The organism is Myxococcus sp. CA056, from assembly GCF_013336715.1.
GTDB classification, from domain to species: domain Bacteria; phylum Myxococcota; class Myxococcia; order Myxococcales; family Myxococcaceae; genus Myxococcus; species Myxococcus llanfairpwllgwyngyllgogerychwyrndrobwllllantysiliogogogochensis.
The window spans coordinates 68,314-87,762 of record NZ_JABUMT010000024.1; the positions used below are offsets into that span (position 1 = coordinate 68,314).

Below are 19,449 nucleotides of genomic sequence, written 5' to 3' on the forward strand. Positions count from 1 at the left end.
TTCTCCGTCGGGAGCACGCATGACGCCGGGGCTCTACAGTGTGCACAAGCCGGTGGGGCCCACGAGCTTCTCGGTGGTGCAGTCCTTCCTGGAGGAGGCGCGTGCCGTGCCGGGCAAGCGCCTGCCGATATGCCACGGTGGGACGTTGGACCCGTTCGCGGAAGGGCTGCTCCTCGTGCTGGTGGGGCAGACGACGCGACTGTTCGAGCTGCTGCACGCGGTGCCCAAGACGTACGAAGCGGACGTGGTCTGGGGCACGGAGACGGACACGGGAGACCTGCACGGCAAGCCCGTGCTCCAGGGGGACGTGTCTCGCCTGACGCCCGGGTTGCTCGACGCCGCGCTCGCGCCCTTCGTGGGCTGGCACGAGCAGGTGCCACCGGCCACGAGCGCGAAGAAGGTGGGAGGCGAGCCCGCATATCGCAAGGCCCACCGGGGCGAGGTGGTGGAGCTGCCGCCCTCTCGCGTGTACCTGCACTCGGCCCGGTGGCTCTCGCACGAGCTGCCGCGCACCAGTCGCCTGACGCTGACCTGTCGAGGGGGCTACTACGTCCGCTCGCTCGCGAGGGACGTGGGGCGTGCGCTCGGCTGTGGCGCGCACCTGTCCACGCTGCGGCGCACGGCGATAGGCCCGTGGACGGACCCGGCGCCCGGGACACGCGTGGGCTCACAGGGACGGGCCCTGCTGCCCTGGGCGCGGGTGCGTCCCCTCACGGACCTGGAGGTGGGCGAGCTGCGTCGCGAGCGGTCCATCCCCCTGAGCGGCACGCTGCCTCCGGACTGGCGCCTGCCGGTGGGCTTCCCCGACCCCGAGGCCCCGGTGCGAGGCTTCCATCAGGGCCGGCTCACGTTCCTGCTGCGCGAGCGTGAGGGCGCGCTGTGGAGCGACACGGAGCTGAGAGGCGGCCTGTAACGAAGGGGTGCCGCGAGCCTTCGCGCCCACTACCTTCTCGCGCATGTCCCTCGACATCGAGATTCAGGAGCTGACGCCGAAGCTGTGGCCGGCGCTCGAGACGCTGTTCGGGAAGAACGGCGCGTGCGCGGGCTGCTGGTGCATGTTCTGGCGGCTGGAAGAAGGCGAGCGCTTCGCTGACGTGAAGGGCGCGCCCGCGAAGCAGCGGATGAAGGCGCTGGTGGATGAGGGCAAGGCCCAGGGCCTGCTGGCCTTCGTGGACGGACAGCCCGTGGGCTGGCTCACGCTGGGGCCGCGCCGGAGCTTCCCGCGCCTGGACCGCGCACCGAGCCTCCGGTGTGACGACGCGGACGACGTCTGGTCGGTGCCCTGCTTCTTCATCCACAAGGACTTCCGGGGCCAGGGCGTCGCCACGGTGCTGCTGAAGGCCGCGCTGGACGTGATGCGTCAGCGGGGCGCGCGCACCGTGGAGGGATATCCCGTGAAACCTCCCAAGGGGTCCGCGCGTATCTCCAATGCGTCCGCGTACACGGGCACGGTGCCGTTCTTTGAAAAACAGGGGTTCGAGCTCGTGGCCGAGCGGCCTCAGGGCAAGCAGCGCGTGCGCAAGGCCCTGGCCTCGCCGGCGCGCGCGCCGCGTCGAGCCGCGAGCAAGCGGATCCGGTGACTCCAGTCACCACTTCGGGGGATCCGGTGACTCCAGTCACCACTTCGGGGGATCCGGTGACTCTGGTCACCACCTGGGGGGCCTTCCCCCTGGTGACGACTGTCATCGGTGGTGACAGTTGTCACCACCCCTCGTGGAGGGGCTGGTGCCTTCTAACCTCTTGAATACAGGCCGGAAGTGAAGGTGGGTAACCGGAGGAGATGTGTGGCACGCCGCGAGCAATAGGGGTGCTCACAACGACTTACTTCGGAGAAACCAAATGTCCGTCGCCACCTCCTTCAACTCCGCTCAGAAGACCCTGGCTCGCACCGAGTCGAAGCTCGAGAAGCTGGAGGGCAAGCTGGAGCGCGCGCTGGTCAAGGAGCACCAGCTGCTGAAGGACCTGCGCCACATGATGAAGCACCACACGCCGCACCAGCAGGCGGGCCGTCCGGGTGGCGACAGCTTCGACAAGGGTGGGTGCTTCCCGTCCAAGCCGCTGCCGAACGAGTGGAGCCCGCTGGACCTGGGCGCGCTGAGCGAGACGAACAAGCTGGACCAGACGAAGGGCCCCATCACCGCGGACCAGCTCACCAAGGCCATCCAGCGCGGCACGGGTGACCACGACGGCCAGGCGGCGAAGGGCGAGTACCGCGCGTTCGCGGAGTGGGCGGAGAAGAACCAGGACCGCCTCACGCCCGAGGCGAAGCAGGTGATGGACCGCTTCTCCAAGTTCGCCGCGGAGAGGAAGGCCAACGGCCACCAGGACGGCGACTGGCGGAAGATGATCAATGACATGAAGGGCGTGGGCGACAAGGGCGCGGAGAAGGCGCTCGCGGGCCTGGACAAGCTGCCCAAGCCCATCTCCGGCGATGACATGGCGAAGGCCATCCGCAGCGGCACGAAGGACGCGGACAACAACACCGCGGACGAGCTGAAGGCCTTCCAGGACTGGGCCAAGAAGAACGGCGACAAGCTGTCGCCCGAGGCCAAGGAAGTGATGGGCAAGTTCGAGAAGCACGCGACCAAGGCGATGGCCACGGGCGACAAGGACCTGAGCTCCACCGAGTGGTCCAAGATGATGAAGGACTTCAAGAGCGTGGGCGACGTGAGCGCTCGCGACTCGCTGGCGAAGCTGGACAAGGAGAACGGGCCCATCTCCGGTGAGGACCTGCTCGGCGCCATCAAGCAGGGCGCGGGCGACGCGGACGGCAACTCCACCAAGGAGCTGGCCGAGTTCCAGAAGTGGGCGGCGAAGAACCAGGACCGGCTGACGCCCGAGGCTCAGAAGGTGATGGAGACGTACGAGAAGCACTCGAAGACGGCGGGCCCCAAGGGCCTGGACAAGCCGGGCTTCGACGCGATGGTGAAGGACGCCTCGCAGCACAAGACCTTCCACGACGCGTCCATGCGCACCGCGCTGGAGACGCTGGATGGGAAGAACGGGAAGATCTCCGCCAAGGACCTGACCAACGCCATCAGCAAGGGCGCCGGTGACCTCGACGGCCAGGCCGCCGGGCTGGAGTACGCGGACCTCCAGAAGTGGGCGCGCCAGAACTACGACCGCCTCAGCCCGGACGCGCGCAAGGTGGTGGACACCTACGAGAAGTACGCCACCCAGTCGCTGGCCAAGGGCGAGACGGGCATCGCGAACTCCGACTTCCAGAAGATGGTGAAGGAGATGGAGCAGCTCAGCGTGGTGCGCCCGCCCCCGCGCTTCATCACCGCCTGATTCCGAAGCGAAGTCCGGGCGCGGCGGCGCGGACGAGAACCGCCGCGCCGTGGCCCCAGCCTCCGAGGAGTCCAGGTGGTCGGAAGGAGCGACCCACCACCTGGACCTGACGAGGCGCGAGTCAGCTTCAAGCCTGCGGGAAACCCGGGGTGTCCGGGCGAGGTGGAGGGGATGGCGCCGGGAGCCGCGGCGCGAGTGTGTGTACCGAGGCTCGGCATGCACGATGCAATGAAGTCAGGGAGTCAGCGGCACCGTGGCACGACGACCGCACCAGGGTGATGCGGGGACGGGGGGCGAAGGGGTGCGGACTTTTGGGTGGGACGTGGGAGCGACCGGAGCCGGGGGGCTTCGAGTCGGGCAAGGGGCTCCCGTGAACCCACGATGATTTGAGCAACGCGGCTCTCGTGCGGCAACGGGAGTGGCTGTTCGGGCTCCCCGATTTGTTGGGGGATGAGTCGGGGGCCTTTTCTTGATGCGGAGCCTCTCTTTAAGAGGGGCATCGGGTGCTCGGGCTGTTGGGGGATGGCCCGGGTCCCTTTCTTTTGGAAGGACAGTGGCGAGGACTGAAGCAAGAAGGGCCCCGGACCGTTGGGGGATGGTCCGGGGCCCTCGTCTTTTTCAGCGTCGCGCGTCGGGCGCGCGGGTGACGGTGACTACGCCTTGGCCTTGGCCAGCGTGTCCTTGGCCACCTTCACCACGTTGTCGACGGTGAAGCCGAACTTCTGCTGGAGCGCCTTGATGGGAGCGGACGCGCCGAAGCTGCGCATGGCGACGATGCCGCCCTGGAAGCCGACCCAGCGCTCCCAGCCGAACGCCGCGCCCTTCTCCACCGCGACGCGCGCGCGCACGGTGGGAGGCAGCACGCTGTCGCGGTACTCCTGCGACTGGCTCTCGAACAGCTCCCACGAGGGCAGGCTGACGACGCGGGACTTGATGCCCTCGGCCGTGAGCTTGTCGTGGGCGTCCAGGCACAGGGACACCTCGCTGCCGGTTCCGATGAGCACCACCTCCGGCTTGCCGCCCTCCGCGTCCGCCAGCACGTAGCCGCCCTTGGCGACACCAGACGCCGCGCCGTACTTGGTGCGGTCCACGGTGGGCACGGCCTGGCGGGTGAGGACGAGGACGACGGGGTGGCTCTTCTGCTGGCCGATGACCCTCCACGCCTCGACGACTTCGTTGGCGTCGGCGGGACGCAGCACGATGAGGCCGGGGATGGCGCGCAGGCTGGCGAGCTGCTCCACGGGCTGGTGCGTGGGGCCGTCCTCGCCCAGGCCGATGGAGTCGTGGGTGAAGATGTGCAGCGCGGGCAGCTCCATCAGCGAGGACAGGCGGATGGCGGGGCGCTCGTACTCACTGAAGATGAGGAACGTGGCGCCGTAGCCGCGCACCTTGCTCAGGCACAGGCCGTTGACGATGGAGCCCATCGCGTGCTCGCGCACGCCGAAGTGGATGTTGCGGCCGGCATGCTCGCCGGGCTTCATGGACTCGGAGCCGGTGATGTACGTCTTCGTGGACGGGTTGAGGTCGGCCGAGCCGCCCACCAGCCACGGGTAGTGCTTCGCGACGGCGTTGAGCACCTTGCCGCTGGACTCGCGGGTGGCCATGCCCTTGGCGTCGGTGGGGAACGTCGGCAGCTCGGAGTCCCAGCCCTTGGGCGCTTCACGGCGCTGCATGCGCGTCAGCTCGTCGGCCAGCTCGGGGAACTGCTTCTGGTACTCGACGAAGCGCGCATCCCACGCCTCGCGCAGCTTCTTGCCGCGGGCGCCCATGCGGTCCTGGAAGCGCTCGCGCACGCCCTCGGGGACCAGGAACTTCGCGTCCTCGGGCCAGCCGTAGTTGCGCTTGGTGCCCTTGATTTCCTCGTCGCCGAGCGGCTCGCCGTGAGCCTTGGACGACCCCTGGAGCTTGGGGGCGCCGTAGGCAATCTGGGTGGTGACGATGATGAGGGTGGGCTTGCCCCGCAGCGTCTTGAAGGTGTGGAGGGCCTCGCCCAGGACGGTCAAATCGTTGGCGTCCGGCACGCGCAGCACGCGCCAGCCGTAGCCCTCGAAGCGGCGGCCCACGTCCTCGGTGAAGGCCAGGTCGGTGCTGCCGTCGATGGAGATGTGGTTGGAGTCGTAGAGCCAGCAGAGGTTGGGCAGCTGGAGGTGGCCGGCGATGGACGCGGCCTCGGACGCGACGCCTTCCATGAGGTCGCCGTCGCCGCAGATGGCGTAGACGTCATGGGAGAACATCTCGAAGCCGGGCTTGTTGAAGTGGCCGGCGAGCCAGCGGCTGGCGATGGCCATGCCCACGCTGTTGGCCACGCCCTGGCCCAGGGGACCCGTGGTGGTCTCCACGCCGCTGGTCCACCGGTATTCGGGGTGGCCGGGGGTGGCGGAGTCCAACTGGCGGAACTTCTGGATGTCCTCGAGCGAGACGCTCAGGGCGTCCTCGACCTTGTAGTCGCGGGTGACGCGCTTGACGCCGGCCAGGTGGAGCAGCGCGTACAGCAGCATGGACGCGTGGCCGTTGGAGAGGATGAACCTGTCGCGGTCCGGCCAGATGGGGTGGGACGGGTCATACCGGAGCTCTTGCTGCCAGAGCTGGTAGGCGACGGGGGCCAGGGACATGGGAGCCCCCGGGTGGCCCGAGTGGGCTTGCTGTACCGCATCCATGGCCAGGGTGCGGATGGTGTTGATGCTCAGCACGTCCTGCTGATTGTCGGTCGTCATAAGGTCCTCGTGCTCCGGGCTCACGCGCGGCGCACCATGCCGTAACTGACGCCGGGGCGCCGCACGAAACGAGCGCCCCTGGCCGCCCGCAGTCCTTCAGTCCACGGGCCCCGGGAATTCCCCGCCCCGGAGGGGGGAGGCGAGCGACTTCAGCGCCGCGCCGCCGCGCCCTTCACGGTGCGTCCGCGAGTCAGGTGGGCCACCGCCTCACCCAGTCCCTCCACGGTGAGGGAGAACATGGGGAACACCTGGGCAATCATCGCGATGGAGCCCGAGCGCCACGAGCCCATCGGCTCCGGGTTGAGCCACACGTTGCGCTCGAAGTGCTGGGCCAGCTGCATCAGCCACGTCAGCCCTTCCTGTCCGTCCGCCTTGTAGCGCCCCTCGGCGTCCGTGCGGATGGCCAGCTCGTACGGCGCCATGGACGCATCGCCCACCAGGACGAGCTTGTGGTGCCGTCCCACCTGCGCCACCAGCTCCGGCACCGTCATGCCGCCGGTGAGCTGGGGCGTGGCGTAGAGCTTTCCGTAGACGCAGTTGTGAAAGTAATACGTTCGCAATTCCTTGAAGTGCGTGGCCTGGCTCGCGACGGAGAACAGCCGGCTCATCACTGCGGCGTAAGGGTCCATGGAGCCGCCCACGTCCATGGCCAGCACCACGCGGGTGTTGGGCCTGCGCGGAGGCCGCGTCACCACCTCCAGCTCCCCCGCGTTGCGAGCGGTGGCGGAGATGCTCTCGTCGATGTCCAGCTCGTCCGGCGCTCCGTCTCGAGCGAACGCGCGCAGCTTGCGCAGCGCCACGGCCATCTGCCGCGTGTCGAGCACCAGGTCGTCGCGATACCCCGCGTACTTGCGTGCCCCCGCCTGCATCATCGCCATGCCCTGCTTGCCGCCGGCCTTGCCCCCCACGCGCATGCCGCCGCGCGAGAAGCCGTTGTTGCCGAACGGTGACGTGCCGCCGGTGCCAATCCACCGGTTGCCGCCGTCGTGGCGCTCCTTCTGTTCGCGAAGGCGCTCCTCGAACAGGCGACGAATCTCCTCGGGGTCCAGCGCCTCCAGGAGCGCCATCTCCTCGGGCGTCAGCTGGGGCCGCTCGCGCGCCTCTTCCAGCCAGGACATCAGCTCCTGCGTCAGCTCCAGGCCCGCGGTCTCCACGCCCTGGAAGTGGGAGAGGAACGCCTGGTCGAACGAGTCGAGCTGCGTCTCTGAGTGGACCAGGAGCGCGCGCGCCACGTGGTAGAAGCCGTCGAGGCTGCTGTCATGGAGGCCCGCCTTCAGGGCTCCCGCCAGGGCGAGCGCCTCCTGCGCGCCCACCTTCACGCCCCGTCGCCGCAGCTCGTAGAAGAATGGCAGGAACATGGCTTTTAGGCCCGTGAGCGCCGACCGCGTCCGAAGGCCTCGGCCACGGAGACCAGGTCCTGCTCCTTCTTCAGCAGGGCGCCGAGGAACGGCAGGTTCTCGTCCAGCTTCAAGTCGTTGATGCCCTGGGCCTTGAGCACGGCAATCCAGTCGATGAGCTCGCTGGTGGAGGGGCGCTTGCGCAGGCGGGTGAAGCCGCGCAGCTCGTAGAAGACCTTGAGGACCTGGTCGGTGAGCGCGGCGTCGAGCCCCGGGTGGTGCACGTCGACGATGCGGCGCATCAGCTCCGCGTCGGGGAAGTCGATGAAGTGGAACACGCAGCGGCGCAGGAACGCGTCCGGCAGCTCCTTCTCGTTGTTGGACGTAATCACGACGATGGGGCGGTGTTTCGCGGCCACCTCGTCGTTCGTCTCGGTGACGCGGAAGCGCATCCGGTCCAACTCGTGGAGCAGGTCGTTGGGGAACTCGAGGTCCGCCTTGTCGACCTCGTCGATGAGCAACACGACGCGCTCGGGGGCGGAGAACGCCTCGCCCAGGGGGCCCATGCGGATGTATCGGCGGATGTCTCGCACGTCGCCGTCGCCGAAGCGCGAGTCATACAGGCGCTGCACGGTGTCGTAGACGTACAGGCCGTCCTGCGCGCGGGTGGTGCTCTTCACGTGCCAGGTGAGCAGCTTGTGGCCCAGGGCCTGGGCGATGGCCTCCGCCAGCAGCGTCTTGCCGGTGCCCGGCTCGCCCTTCACCAGCAGGGGGCGCTGGAGGGTGAGGGCACAGTTGACGGCGGCCTGGAGGCCCTCGTGGGTCAGGTAGGAATCGGTGCCTCGGAAGCGGACGGAAGGAGGGGCCGGAGTCATGTCCCGGCTCCTTTAACATCCACGACGTCGCCGCGGGGGCTCGGGTCCATCCCTGGGAGGGGGCTGCTCGGCGGGCCGCTGTCCCTCCCTCCGGGGCACGTCAGACCCTTTACCTATTCTCGTTCGTATCCCAGCAAGGCCAAGGAATGCGGTGGGTCGCGTTCTTGGTGGGAATCCGAGTGCTTGGAGGCATCCGTCGTGGGTCACCCGTTCGTCGTCACGGTGTTGTTTGTGTGGGCGCTCTCCTCGATGGTGCGCTCGTGCCCGACGGCGACAGCCCTTCTGTCCGAGCGCCCCGCGACGGTGGAGACCCAGGCCTCGGTGATGCCCAAGCCGGTGGTGGAGACGGTGCCGTCGCCTCATGTTCCAGGCTGATACGTCTGTTTCAGGATGGCCCCCGGGTCTGAGACTTCTGCTCGGAGCAGGACCCTGGGGAGGGGGTTGGGGCTGAAAATCGCTCGGGGGATGACCGTTGGCGCGCGTCGTGCAGCGGATTTCCCGCCGATAACCCAGGACGGCGTATATCCTCCCGTCACATGTCCATTGCGAACGAGCTTGGAGAGATGTTCCGGCGCGAGCTGCAGTCCCAGCTAGTGCCTTTGCAGCAGGCGGTGAATCGGTTGGAGGAGGGCCTTGAGGCCCTGGACATGCTGCGTTCAGTGACGTTCCGCCTGGCGCCGCTGACCAGCCGGTTGGGTGCGCTGGCGGGAGTGCGTCCCGCGGCGACGACGCGGCAGGCGGCGGTGTTGCCGGCGCCGGCGGTGAAGCGTGGCAAGCCGGGACGTCGTCCCACGGCGCAGGTGGAGTTGCCGTTGGTGGCGACGCGAGCTGCGGCGGCGAAGGCGCCGGTTGCGGTGGCGCGTGGAGCGAAGACGGCGGATGGCTCGCGTTCGTGCGCCATCATCGGGTGCAAGCGCCCCAGCCGTTCGAAGGGGTATTGCTCGGCGCACTACCAGAAGCTGCGGTTGCTGATGCGCACGGACCGTCGTCCGACGGCGTGGGTGGATGACGCCCGGCCGCAGTCGGTGCAGGACGTGAAGCTGCCGCGCGGTCGTGCGGCGAGCAAGGCGCTGCAGGAGTCCCAGCCGGTGGCCGCGAAGCGTGGCGCGTCCCGGTCGAAGACGGCGGCGCGTGGCAAGAAGGGCAGGATGGCGTAGCTGAGGGGAGTCGCGGAAGGCTCGCGCTCCACTCGCTGTCCATTCGAGGTGGGCTCCTGAAGTGAGGGAGCCCGCCGCCCCGTTCGAGTGTCCCTGAGGAGGGCCGCTGCGCGAGGCGTGTATCCGGTCCACCCAACCCAATCCAAGCAGAGGCGCGCCCGCAAGCACGGCGCCCGACAGGCCCACCGACGTCCTGAGCCGCGAGCCGCCCTGTGAGGCGATGTGCTCGGGTGCAAGGGAGAGGACGCGAATGGGTGTGTCGCGCTCCTGCCCTGCGAGCCGGCGTGTGCCGAACACCCCGGGAAGCCCCTGGTTCTTCGGGGCGGGAGAGCGTCGTCCAGGCGGGCGTGTGGATGGCGGACAGCGGGGCGCGCGCTCCCGTTGACAGTAAGGGTCCCGTGATGGGATTCGGGCGCCATGAGTGAGCAAGGCTATCCAGTCACCGTGGCGGTGCGGCGCCCTGATGGGCGAGTGGAACAGGTGCGAGTCGGCACGGCGTTCAAGAATGAAGAAGGCTTCACGCTGAGGATGGGCGAGTTGTCCATCGGCGGAACGCCGGATGCGGCGTCGGCGGCGCCTCGTCGCGCGGCGGCGCCCAGTGGCGGCGGTGGCGGCGGTGGCGGCGGGGACGGAATGGTCTTCCCGAACTACGGCCGCAGCAAGGGCGCGCCGGTCGCGGGCGCGAGCATGCAGGACCTCGAGTTCTATGCGAACGGCGCGCGCCGCTCGCTGAACGACCCGAGCAAGTCGCGCTGGCACGACAAGGAGCGCCAGTTGCTGAGCGCCATCGAGGCGGAGATGGCCCGGCAGCAGGGTGGTGGCGGTGGTGGTGGCAACGAGGGCTACGGCAATCGTGGGGGCGGGGACGGCTACGGCAGCCGTGGAGGTGGCGGCTACCAGGATGACGTTCCGCCGCCGAGCGATGACGACAACATCCCGTTCTGAAGTGAAGTGACGGGCGCCCTGTCACGGGGCGCTCGTGAGTCGGGACACGGACACCGTGCGAAACACGGTGTCCGGACCGGCTCGCAAGCAGGAGTACGGAGGCGTGAGGACGTCCGCGCCGTGCGCAGGGCCGTCGAGCAGGAGCGCGGTGCGCCCCGGTGGCCTGGTCTCACGACGACAACGTGGACCGCCACTCACTCAGGCCGCGGCCTGGGGTGCACTGGCGCACGGGAGCCACACGGTGAAGGTGGTGCCCTGGCCGACGGCGCTGTCGACGGTGACCTCTCCGTGGTGTCCATCGACGATGCGGCGGACGATGGCGAGTCCCAGTCCGGTGCCACTGGCGCGAGTGGTGAAGAAGGGCTCGAAGATGCGCTGTTGGACCTCGGGAGCAATCCCGTGCCCGGTGTCGGAGATGGTGAGCCGGGCGTGAAGAGTCCCGGAGCGCGTCTCCGGCTCGATGCGAGTGACGAGGCTGCCGCCCGAGGGCATGGCCTGCACGGCATTGGTGAACAGGTTGGTGAGGGCGACGTGGAGCAGGTGGGCATCCAGGTCGATGGGAGGCAGCGGCTCGTCCAGGGTCCGCGAGACGTTGATGCCCGAGGGCCCCGAGCGCAGTGAGGCACTCAAGGCGCCCTCCACCACGGGGCCGAGCGCCTGGGTCCGCAGTCGTGGCTCCATGGGGCGGGTGAAGTCGAGCAGGTCATTGACGATGAGGTCCAGGCGCTGGACTTCCTCATCCATGATGACCAGCAAGGTGCCCGCGGGCCCATGGGCCGTCTGGGGCGCGAGTCGGCGGATGGCGGCGAGCGCGTTGGAGATGGCGCCCAGGGGATTGCGGACCTCGTGGGCCACGGTGGCGCTCAGCTCTCCGAGGGCGGCCATGCGCTCGCGTCGCACGAGGGTGGCCTGGGTGGCGGCGAGCGTCTGCAGGGACTGGCGCAGCTCCTGATTGAGGTGGCTCACCTCTTCCTGGGCGCGACGGCGCTCGCTGAGGGCGCTGGCGAGGAGCAGTCCGGACACACTGGCCACGGCGAGGAAGGACTGGAGGAAGGTGAGGCTGTCGTTGTGCCAGGCGAACTGGGCGAAGGGGCCGTTGCCATGGGCGGTGTGCCAGAGGGCGAGCGAGGACATCACCGCGGTGGCCATGGTGGTGCCCCGGGCCTCGAAGCGCAGGGCGGCCCAGAGCAGGAAGGGGAAGGACAGGTAGGTGACGGGGTGGAAGGTGGCGGGAGGCGCGGCGGTGGGCGGCATGCTGAACACCCACTGGGTGGTCACGCCGAGCAGCAGCAGCAGGGCCGCCAGCTCCAGCCGTCGTTGCCGGTTCCACCCGTCGAGTCCCCGTGAGAGCCAGGTGAGCAGCAGGGGCGCCACCAGCAGCACGCCCATGGCGTTGCCCACCCAGAACACCCGCCACGAGGGCCAGAAGTCACTGGGTGCCAGGCGCAGGGCCGACAGCATCATCCCCATGCCCAGGGTCGCGCTGATGAGCGTGCTACCGAGGGCGGCCAGTCCCACCAGTCCCAGCACGTCCCGCACGCGGTCCATCGCCGGGTGGAGTCGTACCAGTCGCCGCAGGAGCACGGCGCCCACCATGGCCTCGAGCAGGTTGCCGGCGGCGATGACGAAGCTGGTGGAGGTGATGGGTCCGTGGGAGTCGCCGACGACGAGCGGCTCCACGAGGATGGCGGCGAGGGCGAGCAGCGGCCACTCCCGGTGTCGCGTGAGCAGGAGCCCCACGAGCGCCACGCCGCTGGGGGGCCACATGGCGGAGACCAACTCGGGAGGGAAGGCCAGCACCGCGCCCAGCCGCACGCCGAGCGCATAGGTCGCGGTGAAGAGCACGAGCCGGAGGAGGGGCTGCCAGCGACGGGGATAGGACTTGAACGAGGGCACGTCCCATTCGTCGGGCCTCGCTCGGGACATGCGTCGCGACGAGGCGGTGGGTTCCGACGCCTTTCGGTCGACGGAGACTGGCATGGGCCTGCCTGCGCCGGGAAGCACCCGACCTCCTGGATGCGGACGGCTTCCGGCTCGGTCTGGAAATCAGGAGACCTCCACGCGCGTAGCAGTGGGGTGGGTCCAGGATGTCTCGGCACTCAGAGTACGCAATCACTTGCAATACAGGGGTTTCCCTGAGGTCACCGCTCGCTTTGAGTGGAGCATCCGCGCACGGAAAGTAAATGTATCGCCGGGCTTGCTTCGGATTTGGTGCGAAACGCTTCATTTTTGAAGCACGGGCCTCCTCTCAGTAAATCCGTGGGATTACTGAGTCGGATGTGCGCAAGAAGCTTCAAGACTGAAGCTGCTTCCGACGCGGTGCACCGTCATTTCAAGGGCTTCGTTTCTGGCGTGAATCCTGCTCGACAGAACAGGCCAGGGAATCCCTCCCATCCGGCGTGGCGGTGAAAAGACGAGGCCATGAAATGACACCCAATGTCTGTGTCGTCGGAGCCGGGGCTTTCGTTCCATCGCGTCGGGTGAGCAATGCGCGCATCGCCCGGGCCATCCCTGGGTGGCCCGCGGAGCGCATCGAGGAGAAGCTGGGCATCCGTGAGCGGCGCTTCCTCTGGGACATCGACGAGGCGACGGGACGCGCGGTGCCTCCGCCGGAGGATGACGGCCACATCTACCCCGCGACGAACACGGACATGTGCGAGGTGGCGCTGCGCAAGGCGCTGACGGGCGCGGGCGTGGAGGCGGGGGAGCTGGACGCGCTCTTCGTCGTCACGTGTACGCCGGACGCGCCGCACTTCAACCATGACGCCATGCAGCTGCACCACCGGCTGGGGCTGCGGGAGGACGCCTTCGCGTTGGTGGTGGATGACGGGTGTGGTGGCACGACGTACGTGTTGGACCTGGTGAAGAAGATGATGGACGGGGGCCGCTTCCGCACGGTGGCGGTGGTGGCCTCGGCCTTCACGTCGCCGCTGGTGAACCGGGAGGTGTACCTGGACGAGCTGCCTCCGGGGCCGGGTCGGGCCAAGACGCTCCAGGGCTACCTCTCCATGTACGTGTTCGGGGACGGGGCGGGCGCGGTGGTGCTCCAGACGAAGCAGGACGCGCCGGCGGGGGCGGGCATCCTCGCCTCCTTCTCGGGCAACGCGCATGGGGACCTGGTCATCCGCAAGGGGGGCGGGGTGTTGAAGCTTCCCTACCAGCCAGGGCGGTCGCGTCCGGCGGACATGGCCTTCGTGGTGGATGGGTTTCGCGTGGCGCGCAGCTATCCGGAGTACATGCAGAAGTGCCTGGACACGGTGTTGAATCCCAGACCCGAGCTGCAGGGTGAGGTGAAGCGGTACTACTTTCACCAACCCAACAAGCGGGTGATGGATGCCTTCGTGACGCGCGCGGGGCTTTCGCCCGAGACTGTCGCTTGCAATGTTGACTTGTATGGAAATACGTCGGCGGCGGGGATGCTCATCCTGCTGGCGGAGGACCTGGAGGCGGGTCGCGTTCGACTGGGTGCGGGGGACATTGTGTTGGTGGCGGCCGTTGGAGCGAATATCCACTACGGCGCGCAGTTGATTCGGCTGTAAACTTCGAGTGCCTCCTTCCCCCCGTGGAGACACCGTTTGATGACAGACATGAAGCAGAAGCCGGACGTGCTCGAGCCCCACCTCGCGCGCGAGTTGGAGGAGCGCGTCTCGTTGGCGACGCGCGACGACACCGCGCGCGGATTGTTTTTCAATGGCGTGATTGGCGCGGTGAAGGTGCTTGGTGGCGACAGCGCGGTACAGCAGTGCCTCGCCGTCGCGGGAGAAAAGAAGTACGTCGATTTCTTCAACTACCCGGTGGCGGCGTTCCTGCGGCTGTCTTTCACGGCGGCGCAGGTGATGGGGCCGCAGTTGGGTGGGTTCGACCCGGCGTTGCGGAGGATGGGCGTGCAGGCGACGTCGGACTTCCTGTCCTCGGCGGCGGGCAAGACGCTGCTGTTATTGGCCGGGAACAGCCCGAAGCGGATGCTGGGCAACCTGCACTCGGGCTATCGAGCGGCGGTGAGCTACGGTGAGCGCGGCGTGACGTGGACGAGCGATACGAGTGGCGTCTTCACGATGAAGCGCGACTTCATGACGCCGGCCTATCACGAGGGTGTGCTCCAGGCGGTCATCGAGGCGATGGGCGGAACGCAGGTGCACGTGAGCGGCAAGAAGACGGGGCCGCTCGACGCCGAGTACACGCTGTCCTGGCAGTAGCAGCGGCCTCCAGGCGCGCGCGGTACGGAGGGGCCGTGCGCGCCAGGGGCTCATGGGCCAACGGGCAGAAGCTGTCGGCGGGCAGGGCCCCGGATGCGTGCGGGCTCCAGGACTCTCAAGAGGAGGAACCTATGTCGCGGTGGCACGGTGGTGCGGTGGTGCTGGGTGCGTGGGTGATGCTGGCGGGAGTCCCCGAGGCGCGAGCGGCGGAGGAGGTCTACCAGTTCCGCACCCAGGAGGACCCGACGAAGCCCCCGGACGCGGCGGTGTGCGCGGCGGCGCCGTTCGAGACGACGGTGAAGCTGGGCGCGAGCATCTACGTGCCGAAGAGCCGCGAGCGCGACGGCAAGTGGGTGAGCCGGGGCGAGAAGAGCGTGGGGTCGGCGACGGCGTGCCTGCGAATCACCGACACGCGCTTTCCGGCGGGGCAGCAGATACCGGCGCACATGCGTTTCAATCTGCCGGAAGGGAGCTTCACGGCCTCTGGGACGTGCACGCTGGTGAGCAACGACGTGCCGGTGGCGGGGCTCGTGCTGGCGGGGTGTGCGCTGAAGCTGGTGGAGATGCCGAGCGGCTACGCGGGCGGCACGGTGTCGAGCACCAGTGTGTTCAACCCCGGGAAGCTGCCTGGCTATGCGACGGGCTCGAACTACACGCTCTACGTGTACCGGGCCGAGCCGTCGAAGGAAGCTGGCGCTAAGGCCCCCGCGCCCTGAGCCGCCCGCGCCCTCGCGTGCGTCGAGAGTGCCGGGTTGAGCCCCATGAGAGGCAAGGGTCCACCCTTCGTCACAGTCGGACGGGGGTGTACCAGGGCTCTCGGCGGCGCGAGGCGGCGGTGCGGACCGGGTCGGGTGGCTGGGGGACGCTGGTGTAGTGGAGGCGATAGCCGCGCGGCAGCGTCTTCCAGTACGTCACGTTCCAGGGAGTGAGCGCCTCGCCGCGCTTCGACTCGGGAACGGGGCGGTTTCCATCGCCGAGCTCCTCGTGGAAGCGAAACTCCGCCTCGGCGATGTCGAGACTCACGGCTTCGATGACCCACGACTCCGGGGCGTCGTTGGCGCTGGGCTCCTCGCCGGCGTTGACGTAGCGGCTCCAGTCGGGCCGGGCCTGGGTCTCCCAGAGCGCACCTCCCGAGGGCGTGAGTTCATAGACCTGGATGGAGCGGGGACGGGGCCGGAGGATGGCCTGGGAAATCGCCTCGGGGGTGAAGAGCTCCTCCATGCCGTCCGGGTGTTCGTGGATGCGGATGAGGTCCCGCTCGGCGAGTCCGGCCAGGCGCTCGCACAGCTCCTCGTGGGAGAAGCGAGGGTCATCGCGCATGTTGAGTGAGCCCGCGGGGTCCGGCGACACGAGCAGCTGAAGGGGCGTCGGCAGCTCCAGGGCTGCCTCCAGGAGCCAGAGGTCCAGGAGGTCCACGGGCGCGTTCTCGGGGAGCATTCCTGGAGGATAGAGCATCGGGTGGGGGGCTGGGCACGGGTTGGCTGTCGGACGATTCATTTCGTTTTCGGAAATTCCGAAAACGGAGCGGTTGTTAGAGTAGCGTCATGAAGAGGCTCCGATTCGTCCTGGAAGTGCACCGGGCAACCCACCGCATCGGCCTGTTCCTGGAGGCGGTCGAGCCTCCCTTGGGGCTCTCGCAGGGGGAGGCCCACCTCTTGGCGTACTTGTTGGAAGCGGGGGACACCTCGCTGAGCGAGCTGCACGCGGCCTTCGCGCACAAGCGCTCCACACTGACCAGCTACATGGACCGGTTGGAAGCGAAGCGTCTGGTGAAGCGGGAGGCGAGGCCCGAGGACCGTCGCTCGTTCCAGGTATTGCTGACGGGAGCGGGCCGGGCGTTGGCCACGCGGGTCCACCGCCGGCTGGAAGTCCTGGAGGCCGCGGTGCTGGAGCGGCTGGGCGACGAGGATGTGGAGGGCCTGACGACGGGGCTCGAGGCGCTCGCCGAGGTGGACCACGTGGCCCGCCCGGAGCGCAAGTCGAAGCCGAAGGTGAAACCGTGAGCGTGGAAGGAGGTGACCTGGGGGACGCGGACTTTCTCGCGGCGGTGGAGGCGGCCACCTATCCGGGAGAGCGGTTCCGTCACCGGGAGCACCTGCGGCTGGCCTGGCTGTGCCTGCGCGCGGAAGGCTTCGAGGCGGGACTGGCGCGGCTGCGCGACCTCATCCGCCGCTACGCCACAACGCTCGGGGCGGCGGGCAAGTATCACGAGACGCTGACCCGGGGCTGGGCGGAGCTCGTCCAGGGGGCGATGGAGGCGTCACCCGGGAGCGCGTCCCTGGAGGCCCTGTTGGAGACGACCCCGGAGCTGGCCGACGCGAAGCTGTTGGCGAGGCACTACCAGAAGGAGACGCTGGACTCGGCCGAGGCACGAGCTTCCTGGGTGGCACCTGACGTGAAACCGCTGCGAGCAGGAGCCGCCGTTCGAGGAATGGGAGGGAGCGCGCTCCGGTAGAGGGTCAGGGGCCCGTGAGGTTGTGGTCGCGCATGTACTTGTCCAGGGTGCGTCGGGCCTGGGTGCGGACCTTGTTCCGGAGGAAGGGCGTCCAGCCGAGGATGAGCCCCGTGGGCCCGAGTGCCTGACGAGACCAGGTCCAGAAGTCGAAGCGGTCTTGATGGCGGACAATCTTCCCGTCGCGGAACTCGAACTCCGCGTCGATGCGGTTGAGGACTTTCCGGCCGGTGGTGGCGAAGGTGTAGAGGGCATCCCAGTGGGCGCGACCGGTGCGGTCATCGGCCTGGACGTCGCGGTAGGTGACCTGCAGGTCCTTGCCGCGCTCGCAGAGCATGGTCCACATGGCGGTGGTGCTCCCGTGGCGCAGGCCAATGAAGACGGAGTCGGAGAACTCCACGTCCGGGTGGTAGCAGGCGTTCATGGCCTTCGAGTCACGGCGCTGGAACGCCGAGTAGAAGTCGACGATGAGCTGGGAGTGCGGATTCATGCGGGGAGGTCTACCAGACCTGTGCTCGCCCATGCTGGGGCGTCCCGGGAGTTTTCGGGGGGGGACGGCCGAGGTGGCGAAGACCTCATCTGGAGCCTTCCGGCGTGGCACCGGGTGGGGGGCACATGGCAAATTGCGCCCCATGGCTCGCGACATCGTCATCTGGCCGCACAAGGTCCTCACCTCGCCCACGAAGCCCGTGACGGACTTCGGTCCCTCGCTCCAGACGCTCCTGGAGGAGATGGCCGAATCCATGAAGGAAGCCGAAGGCATCGGCATCGCCGCCAATCAGGTGGGCGTGTCGCTGCGCGTGGCCCTGGTGGGGCGTGAGGACGGGACGTCCTTCGAAATCGTCAACCCACAAATCCTGGAGCGGAAGGAGAACGTCACGTTGGAGGAGGGCTGCCTCTCCGTCCCGCGTGAGTGGGAGAAGTGCCCGCGTTTCCACCGGGTCAAGGTCCGCTACCAGGACAGGACGGGGGAGTGGCACGAGGTGGAGGCGGAAGGGCGCCTGGCGCACGTCCTCCAGCACGAAATCGACCACCTGGATGGCCACGTCTTCGTGGACCACATCTCCAGCCTGAAGCGCACGCTCATCCTGGACAAGATGAAGAAGCTTCAGAAGACGAAGGCTCGGCAGAAGGACAGTTGAGCGGCTCGGGAGGGAACGTGGCGCCTGGCACCATTCCCGAGCGGGTGACGGCCTTCCGCGAGAAGTACCGCGGTGAGCATGTCGGTCCCCGCTACTCTGGCCGGGCGCACTTCGCCTTCACGAGTCTGGGCTCGCTGGGCGTCATCCTCCTGGCGCTCTCTCGAGCGGAGGCGGTGCGTCCCTGGGAGTGGCTGACGGTTCCCGGGGTCTTCCTGCTGGGGAACGTGGTGGAGTTCCTGGGGCACCGGGGTCCCATGCACCACAAGAGGAGGGGGTTGGGGCTGCTCTTCCAGCGGCATACCGAGCAACACCACCGCTTCTTCACCCACGACGCCCTGGCCTACGAGTCCTCCCGGGATGTGAAGATGGTGCTCTTCCCGCCGGTGCTGCTCCTCTTCTTCCTGGGAGCTGTCGCCGCGCCGCTGGGAGTGCTCGCCTTCCTGGTGTCGACGCGGAACCTGGGCTGGCTCTTCATGGCGTCGACGGTGGGCTACTACCTCTCTTACGAGTGGCTCCACTTCTGCCACCACCTGCCGCCCGAGCACCGACTGGCCCGACTCCGGCCGCTGGGCTGGCTTCGCAGGCACCACCAGGCGCACCACGACCCCTCGAAGATGGGGCGCTGGAACTTCAACATCACCGTTCCGCTCTCGGACTGGTTGTTCGGGACGCTGGCCTCGCCCCCAACGTCGGAGGGCGGGCGGAGGGCCGACCCCTGATGCCGAGGAAGCCTTCCTGGGGCGTCGGGGGTTCACGAAATGCGGTTCGGTGGATAAATCCTGCGGACCGATCATCCGGTATTTGACGGACGACAGGTGACGAGGTACTAACTGGACCCCTGCTCGACGCCTTGGTGCCCCGGCACCTGACGGCGAACGGACGGGGGAAGTAAATGGTCGACGAAGGTTGTTGACCTGGGACGCGGCGGTGATAGAAGCCGCGCCCCCTGGCCGAAACGGTGATCGCGGTAACCCACCGGGGCGGACGCAGGAAAAAAGACGGAGCCAACCAAATAGGTTGATCCGGGGCGCGGTGGTGATAGAAGCCGCCCTCCCGAAAGAAACAGCGGAAGCCACTGGGCGGCGCTGGAGACTTCGGGAAGCAGCAGAGAAGAAAAGCGAAACTGGGTGGTTGACAGGGAACGCGAAGATGAAATAGAAGAGGCGCCCCGCTGACGCCGGAAAGAAGCAGAAGGCGGCAGCAAGGTAGCAGGAAGTCGCGGATGAAACAAGCGGCTCGGTCTTTGAAAACCAAATAGCAAGCCCAAGAAGAAGAGAAGGATTGCGGAAACCGCAGTCAATCTTTGAGAAGGCACCAGCAAGGGAGCGCTGAGAAGCGCA

The 19,449-nt window shown here is 68.0% G+C and carries 19 protein-coding genes; 13 read left to right on the forward strand and 6 right to left on the reverse strand.

Going from position 1 to position 19,449, the window contains the following annotated elements:
* Positions 1 to 19: 19 nt before the first annotated feature.
* From truB to HUA76_RS43795, 3 genes are all read left to right on the forward strand, one after another.
* The gene (gene truB, locus HUA76_RS43785; RefSeq protein WP_174464301.1) at positions 20 to 913 is read left to right on the forward strand and encodes a tRNA pseudouridine(55) synthase TruB; all 894 of its coding nucleotides are present in this window, start codon (positions 20 to 22) and stop codon (positions 911 to 913) included.
* Between the two features lie 43 nt (positions 914 to 956).
* The gene (locus HUA76_RS43790; protein ID WP_174464302.1) at positions 957 to 1,580 is read left to right on the forward strand and encodes a GNAT family N-acetyltransferase; all 624 of its coding nucleotides are present in this window, start codon (positions 957 to 959) and stop codon (positions 1,578 to 1,580) included.
* A 259-nt stretch (positions 1,581 to 1,839) separates the two neighbouring features.
* Entirely contained in the window at positions 1,840 to 3,291 is a 1,452-nt protein-coding gene (locus HUA76_RS43795) for a hypothetical protein (RefSeq protein WP_174456215.1), read from the forward strand.
* Positions 3,292 to 3,944: 653 nt separating this feature from the next.
* Here the strand turns inward: HUA76_RS43795 and tkt are convergent.
* The 3 genes from tkt to HUA76_RS43810 form a co-directional block, all read right to left on the reverse strand.
* Positions 3,945 to 6,005 (reverse strand): transketolase, encoded by a 2,061-nt coding sequence (tkt, locus tag HUA76_RS43800; RefSeq protein WP_174464303.1) that lies wholly within the window; start codon positions 6,003 to 6,005, stop codon positions 3,945 to 3,947.
* A gap of 149 nt (positions 6,006 to 6,154) precedes the next feature.
* On the reverse strand, positions 6,155 to 7,363 hold the full coding sequence (locus HUA76_RS43805; protein WP_174456217.1) for a VWA domain-containing protein: 1,209 nt from the start codon (positions 7,361 to 7,363) through the stop codon (positions 6,155 to 6,157).
* Between the two features lie 5 nt (positions 7,364 to 7,368).
* Positions 7,369 to 8,217 carry a MoxR family ATPase gene (locus tag HUA76_RS43810; RefSeq protein WP_141647660.1) on the reverse strand — a complete coding sequence of 283 codons (849 nt, stop codon included), beginning with the start codon at positions 8,215 to 8,217 and terminating at the stop codon, positions 7,369 to 7,371.
* A 198-nt stretch (positions 8,218 to 8,415) separates the two neighbouring features.
* Between HUA76_RS43810 and HUA76_RS43815 the strand changes: the two genes are divergently transcribed.
* The 3 genes from HUA76_RS43815 (at position 8,416) to HUA76_RS43825 (ending at position 10,319) form a co-directional block, all read left to right on the forward strand.
* Positions 8,416 to 8,592, forward strand: a complete 177-nt coding sequence (locus tag HUA76_RS43815; RefSeq protein ID WP_174464304.1) for a hypothetical protein — start codon at positions 8,416 to 8,418, stop codon at positions 8,590 to 8,592.
* Positions 8,593 to 8,753: 161 nt separating this feature from the next.
* Positions 8,754 to 9,374 (forward strand): vegetative protein, encoded by a 621-nt coding sequence (locus HUA76_RS43820; protein WP_174456219.1) that lies wholly within the window; start codon positions 8,754 to 8,756, stop codon positions 9,372 to 9,374.
* Between the two features lie 417 nt (positions 9,375 to 9,791).
* Positions 9,792 to 10,319, forward strand: coding sequence for a hypothetical protein (locus tag HUA76_RS43825; protein ID WP_141647659.1), 528 nt, complete (start codon positions 9,792 to 9,794; stop codon positions 10,317 to 10,319).
* Between the two features lie 198 nt (positions 10,320 to 10,517).
* Here the strand turns inward: HUA76_RS43825 and HUA76_RS43830 are convergent, their stop codons facing one another.
* Positions 10,518 to 12,245, reverse strand: coding sequence for an MASE1 domain-containing protein (locus HUA76_RS43830; RefSeq protein ID WP_174464305.1), 1,728 nt, complete (start codon positions 12,243 to 12,245; stop codon positions 10,518 to 10,520).
* 500 nt (positions 12,246 to 12,745) lie between these two features.
* Between HUA76_RS43830 and HUA76_RS43835 the strand changes: the two genes are divergently transcribed.
* The 3 genes from HUA76_RS43835 (at position 12,746) to HUA76_RS43845 (ending at position 15,231) form a co-directional block, all read left to right on the forward strand.
* Complete coding sequence (locus tag HUA76_RS43835) at positions 12,746 to 13,858, forward strand: 3-oxoacyl-ACP synthase III family protein (protein WP_174464306.1); 1,113 nt, start codon at positions 12,746 to 12,748, stop codon at positions 13,856 to 13,858.
* Between the two features lie 39 nt (positions 13,859 to 13,897).
* The gene (locus HUA76_RS43840) at positions 13,898 to 14,515 is read left to right on the forward strand and encodes a DUF2378 family protein (protein ID WP_174464307.1); all 618 of its coding nucleotides are present in this window, start codon (positions 13,898 to 13,900) and stop codon (positions 14,513 to 14,515) included.
* 131 nt (positions 14,516 to 14,646) lie between these two features.
* On the forward strand, positions 14,647 to 15,231 hold the full coding sequence (locus HUA76_RS43845; RefSeq protein WP_254614891.1) for a hypothetical protein: 585 nt from the start codon (positions 14,647 to 14,649) through the stop codon (positions 15,229 to 15,231).
* Positions 15,232 to 15,301: 70 nt separating this feature from the next.
* On the opposite strand, the gene HUA76_RS43850 is transcribed toward HUA76_RS43845, so the two are convergent.
* A complete protein-coding gene (locus HUA76_RS43850; protein ID WP_254614892.1) occupies positions 15,302 to 15,952 on the reverse strand; it encodes a hypothetical protein in 651 nt (216 codons plus the stop codon).
* A 107-nt stretch (positions 15,953 to 16,059) separates the two neighbouring features.
* Between HUA76_RS43850 and HUA76_RS43855 the strand changes: the two genes are divergently transcribed.
* Positions 16,060 to 16,518, forward strand: a complete 459-nt coding sequence (locus tag HUA76_RS43855; RefSeq protein WP_141647655.1) for a MarR family winged helix-turn-helix transcriptional regulator — start codon at positions 16,060 to 16,062, stop codon at positions 16,516 to 16,518.
* On the forward strand, positions 16,515 to 16,970 hold the full coding sequence (locus tag HUA76_RS43860) for a hypothetical protein (RefSeq protein WP_174464308.1): 456 nt from the start codon (positions 16,515 to 16,517) through the stop codon (positions 16,968 to 16,970). The genes HUA76_RS43855 and HUA76_RS43860 overlap by 4 nt, the downstream gene beginning before the upstream one ends.
* Positions 16,971 to 16,974: 4 nt before the next feature.
* Here the strand turns inward: HUA76_RS43860 and HUA76_RS43865 are convergent, their stop codons facing one another.
* Positions 16,975 to 17,457, reverse strand: coding sequence for a nuclear transport factor 2 family protein (locus tag HUA76_RS43865; RefSeq protein ID WP_174456224.1), 483 nt, complete (start codon positions 17,455 to 17,457; stop codon positions 16,975 to 16,977).
* Positions 17,458 to 17,599: 142 nt separating this feature from the next.
* On the opposite strand from HUA76_RS43865, the gene def reads away from it, so the two are divergent.
* Both def and HUA76_RS43875 read left to right on the forward strand, forming a co-directional pair.
* Positions 17,600 to 18,109: a peptide deformylase gene (gene def, locus HUA76_RS43870; RefSeq protein WP_174464309.1), complete on the forward strand. Its 510-nt coding sequence runs from the start codon at positions 17,600 to 17,602 to the stop codon at positions 18,107 to 18,109.
* A 17-nt stretch (positions 18,110 to 18,126) separates the two neighbouring features.
* Positions 18,127 to 18,828, forward strand: coding sequence for a sterol desaturase family protein (locus HUA76_RS43875; RefSeq protein ID WP_174464310.1), 702 nt, complete (start codon positions 18,127 to 18,129; stop codon positions 18,826 to 18,828).
* Positions 18,829 to 19,449 lie beyond the last annotated feature (621 nt).